We start from the raw sequence: 4463 nt of genomic DNA on the forward strand, positions 1-4463 counted from the left end.
GGCGGTGAAGCGACGCCGCCCGAGCACCACCGCCGCCGTCAACGGCACGGTGGCCACCGCGGTCACACCGAACAGCACGTCGAACCGCCCCTGGCCGGCCGCGCCCCCGCCGAGCGCGGTGCCCAGGGCGCTGCCGACGAACAGCGCGGCGACGAAGCAGGAGACGGCCGTCCCGCGCGCCTCGGGCACCACCGAGGTGGCCCACGCCTGGAGCGTCGAGTGCAGGAAGGCCCAGCCCGCGCCGAGCAGCGCCGCCACCAGCGCGTACGTCCACACCCCGGGCGCCAGGGCCGCGGCGGTGTAGCCGGCCAGCACCAGGGCGCCGCCGATCGCGGCCAGGCCGTGCGCCGGGACGTACCGCGTCAGGGCCTTGACGGCGCGGGTGAACACCAGCGTCCCCGCGCCGTACAGGGCCGTGATCGCGCCGGCCGCGGCGTCGGACACACCGCGGTGCTCCAGCGCCGGGGCGACGAAGGTCAGCCCGCCCAGCAGCACCGCGCCCTCGACCAGGCCGAGCAGGGCGACCAGGTACGCGAACGGGCTCCGCAGCACGGCCCCGAGCTGCTCGGCCAGGCTGCCGGCCGGGGCACGCTCCGGCTCGACGGCGCGGCGCAGCCCGATCGCGGCCGCCGCGGCGGCTATCGCCGGCACCACGAACACCAGCCGCCAGTTCAGCCAGTTGGCGACCACCCCGGCGAACAGCGCGGCCAGTCCGTTGCCCAGCCCGAGCGCCGCCATCAGGTCGGCGAGCGCGCCCTGCCGGCGCTCGGGCGCCACCGCGTCGCCGACGAAGCTCAGCGAGGACGGGACGACGGCGCCGAACGCGAAGCCGGTGACCACCCGCAGGGCGGTCAGCACCGCCAGGTTCGGCGCCGCCGCCGAGGCCAGGCCGGCCAGCGCGGCCACCACCAGGGCGGTTCGGATCACCCGCAGCCGCCCGATCCGGTCGGAGAGCACGCCCCAGACCGGTTGTGACAGTCCGTAGGCGAGCGCGTAGCCGCCGGCCAGGGCCACCGCGGAGGCCAACGGGACCTGCAGTGCGGCCGCGACGGTGACCAGCACCGGGCCGATGGCGAAGCGGTCGAAGTTGGCGGTGAACGCGGCGGCCGTCAGCGGGAACGGCACCCTGGTGTCCGGCCGGGCGGCGACCGGAGCGGCGGTGTGGGCGATCGGAGTCATGCGTCCCATCCTCGGGCCGCCGCAGGACCTCCCCCGCCACCAGGCGCTGACGGATCATCCTGGTAGTGGGAGTAACACCCTCCGCCGGATCGCGGGACCATACCCTGGGCCCACCATGAACGATCGTGAAACACAGCGCCGCACCGCGCTCGGCGCCTTCCTGCGCTCCCGGCGGGAACGCCTGACCCCGGCGGACGTCGGGCTGACCGGCGGCCCCCGGCGCCGGACGCCCGGGCTGCGCCGCGAGGAGGTGGCGCTGCTGTCCGGGGTGAGCGTGTCCTGGTACTCCTGGCTGGAGCAGGGGCGCCCGATCACCGCGTCCGCCCAGGTCCTCGACGCGCTGGCCGGCACCCTGCGGCTCACCTCGGCCGAGCGGCGCCACGTCTTCGACCTGGCCGGCGAGAACGACTCGGCCCCGCGCCCGGCGGCCGACGGCTGCCCCGCGGTCGGTGACCACCTGAGGGCCACCGTCGCTGCCCTCAGCCCCACCCCGGCCTGCCTGCTGGACCGGCACTGGGACATCCTCGCCCACAACGAGAGCGAGGCCGCCGTCTACGACGGCCTCGACCGACTCCCCGTCCAGCGGCGCAACATGATATGGCTCTACTTCGGCTGGCCGCCGATGCGCACCGTCCTGAAGAACTGGGAGGCGGAGTCCTGGGCGGTGCTGGCCCAGTTCCGCGCCTCCGCCGACCGCCACCCCGGCGACCCGCGCTTCGCCGAGATCGTCGCGGACGTCTCGGCCGCCGACCCCGGCTTCCGCGCCCGCTGGGAACGCCACGACGTGGCGGGCTTCAACCCCGCGCTCAAGCGCTTCGACCACCCGCGGCTCGGGCTCCTGACCTTCCGTCAGGCCAAGCTGATCGCGGCCGAGGACCCGGACCTGCACCTCGTCGTCCGCCACCCGGCGGATCCGGCCACCCGCCGGGCGGTGGCGGAGGCGGTGGCGGTCGAGGGGCGTTGACCGGCCCCGGTTCCGGTCCGCGCGGTCATCCGGGTGACGGCCCGCGAGGCAGGGACCCGGGCCGGCGCCCGGATGCGACCGTCGGTCGCATGCCCGTACTGCTCCCCCTGCTCCTGGTGTGCGCCGCCGTCGCCACGGCGGTCGGCCCGGTACCCGCCGCCCCGACGGCGCCCGGCGCCGCGGTGTTCGACCCCGGGCCGGCCCGGGCCGCGCTCGGACGGCTGCTGCCGGGGCATGCCGCCCAGTTCGAGCTGGTGCCCGAGGCGCGGCCGGCGCCCGGCGGCGACGGCTACACCGTCTCCGGCCCGCCCGGCGCGATCCAGGTGCGGGGCACCTCCCCGGCCACCCTGCTGGCCGGCGTCGGCTGGTACCTGCGCACCGTCGCCCACGCCGACATCGGCCTCCCGGGCGACAGCACCGCGACGCTCCCGGCCGTGCTGCCGCCGGTGCCCGCCGCCCACACCGGCTCCGCCGTCGTCCCGCACCGCTACGCGCTCAACGACACCGACGCCGGCTACTCCGGCGCCTACCGCGGCTTCGCCGACTACCAGCACGAGATCGACGTGCTCGCCCTGCACGGCTTCGACGAGGTGCTGGTCACCGTCGGAGCCGAGCAGCCGTACCACCGGGCGCTCCAGGGGTTCGGCTACGGCCCGGACGAACTGCGTGCCTGGACCCCGGCGCCCGCGCACCAGCCGTGGTGGCTGCTGCAGAACATGTCCGGCTTCGGCGGACCGGTCTCGGAACAGCTGGTCGGCGCCCGCGCCGCCCTCGGCCGCCGGGTCTGCGACCAGCTGCGGGCCCTCGGCATGACCCCGGTCCTGCCGGGCTACTTCGGCACCGTCCCGGCCGACTTCGCCCGGCGCAACCCAGGCGCCGCGGTCGTCCCCCAGGGCACCTGGACGGCGTTCGACCGGGACTCCTGGCTCGACCCGACCAGCGCGCTGTTCCCGCGCGTCGCCGAGGCCTACTACGCCGCCCAGCGCGAGGCCTTCGGCGACAGCGCGCTGTACAAGATGGACCCGCTGCACGAGGGCGGCACCGCGGGCGGCGTCGACGTCCCCGCCGCGGCCGGCGCGATCCAGCGCGCGCTGCTCACCGCCCACCCCGGCGCGGTCTGGGCCCTCCTCGGCTGGGAGCACAACCCCACGGCCGCCCTGCTCTCCGGGGTGGACCGGAGCCGGATGCTGATCGTCGACGGCCTGTCCGACCGCTCCGACGGCCTGGACCGCGAAGCCGACTGGGGCGGCACGCCGTACGCCTTCGGCACGATCCCCAACTTCGGCGGCAAGACCACCTTCGGTGCCAACACCGGCGTCTGGACCCGGCGGTTCCACCGGTGGCGCACCGAGCCCGGCAGCGCGCTCAGCGGCATCGCCTTCATGCCCGAGGGCACCGGCACCGATCCGGCGGCGCTCGCGCTGTTCGCCGACCTCGCCTGGTCCCCCGTCGAGATCGACCGGAGCGCCTGGTTCACGGCGTACGCGGCCGCCCGCTACGGCGGGGCCGACACCGCCGCGGCAGCGGCCTGGGCGCAACTGCGCGACGGCCCCTACGACATGCCGTCCGACGGCTGGAGCGAACCGCAGGACGGGCTGTTCACGGCACGCCCGTCCCTGACCGCCACCACCACCGGCTCCTGGTCGCCGCCGCGGTCACGCTTCGACCCGGCCACGGTGCGCGGCGCCCTGGACCGGCTGCTGCGGACGGCGCCGGGGCGGCGCGGCACCGACGCCTACCGGTTCGACCTCGTCAACCTCGCCCGGCAGGTGCTGGCCGACGAGAGCCGTCGACTGCTCCCGCTGACCGAAAAATCCTACACCGCACAGGACTTGATCAGCTTCCGGTCCCTGGTGGAGCGCTGGAACGGCGCCGAGGCCGAGCTGGAACGGGTGACCGCGACGGACCCGCGCTTCCTGGTCGGCGGCTGGCTCGCCCAGGTGCCGGACTGGGCCGCGACCCCCGCCGAACGGGACCGGCTCCAGTACGACGCCCGGTCGATCCTCACCACCTGGGGCGGCACCCGCGCCGAGGCGGAGGACGGCGGACTGCACGACTACGCCGCCCGCGAGTGGTCCGGCCTGGTCGCGGACCTCTACGCCCCGCGCTGGGCGGCCTACTTCGCCTCCCTGGACGACGCCCTGGTGCACGGCACCCGGCCGGTTCCGGTCGACTTCTTCGCCCTGGACGACGCCTGGGCGCACTCGACGGCTCGCTACCCGGCCGCACCGGTCGGCGACCCGGTCGAGGCCGCGGCCGCCGTCGCCGCCCACCACCCCGTGGCCGAGGCGGGCCCAGGCCCGGCCCCGGCGCCGGCGGG

3 protein-coding genes are annotated in these 4463 nt (G+C 76.4%); 2 read left to right on the top strand and 1 reads right to left on the bottom strand.

Annotated elements, in window-relative coordinates; genetic code table 11:
• Nucleotides 1–1179: MFS transporter (locus BG452_RS30535; protein ID WP_188307592.1), on the bottom strand; the 1179-nt coding region annotated here is incomplete at its 3' end.
• A 115-nt stretch (nucleotides 1180–1294) separates the two neighbouring features.
• Here BG452_RS30535 and BG452_RS30540 point away from each other — a divergent pair.
• The gene (locus BG452_RS30540) at nucleotides 1295–2143 is read left to right on the top strand and encodes a helix-turn-helix transcriptional regulator (protein WP_188307593.1); all 849 of its coding nucleotides are present in this window, start codon (nucleotides 1295–1297) and stop codon (nucleotides 2141–2143) included.
• Nucleotides 2144–2232: 89 nt separating this feature from the next.
• On the top strand, nucleotides 2233–4463 hold a 2231-nt coding region (locus BG452_RS30545; RefSeq protein WP_188307594.1), incomplete at its 3' end, for an alpha-N-acetylglucosaminidase.

This window comes from Streptomyces sp. CBMA123 (genome assembly GCF_014596465.1).
In the GTDB taxonomy this organism is placed as follows: Bacteria; Actinomycetota; Actinomycetes; order Streptomycetales; family Streptomycetaceae; genus Kitasatospora.

Bases quoted from the DNA above. Each gene is read 5' to 3' on its own strand.
- BG452_RS30540 (WP_188307593.1), top strand. From the start codon at position 1,295: ATGAACGATCGTGAAACACAGCGCCGCACCGCGCTCGGCGCCTTCCTG.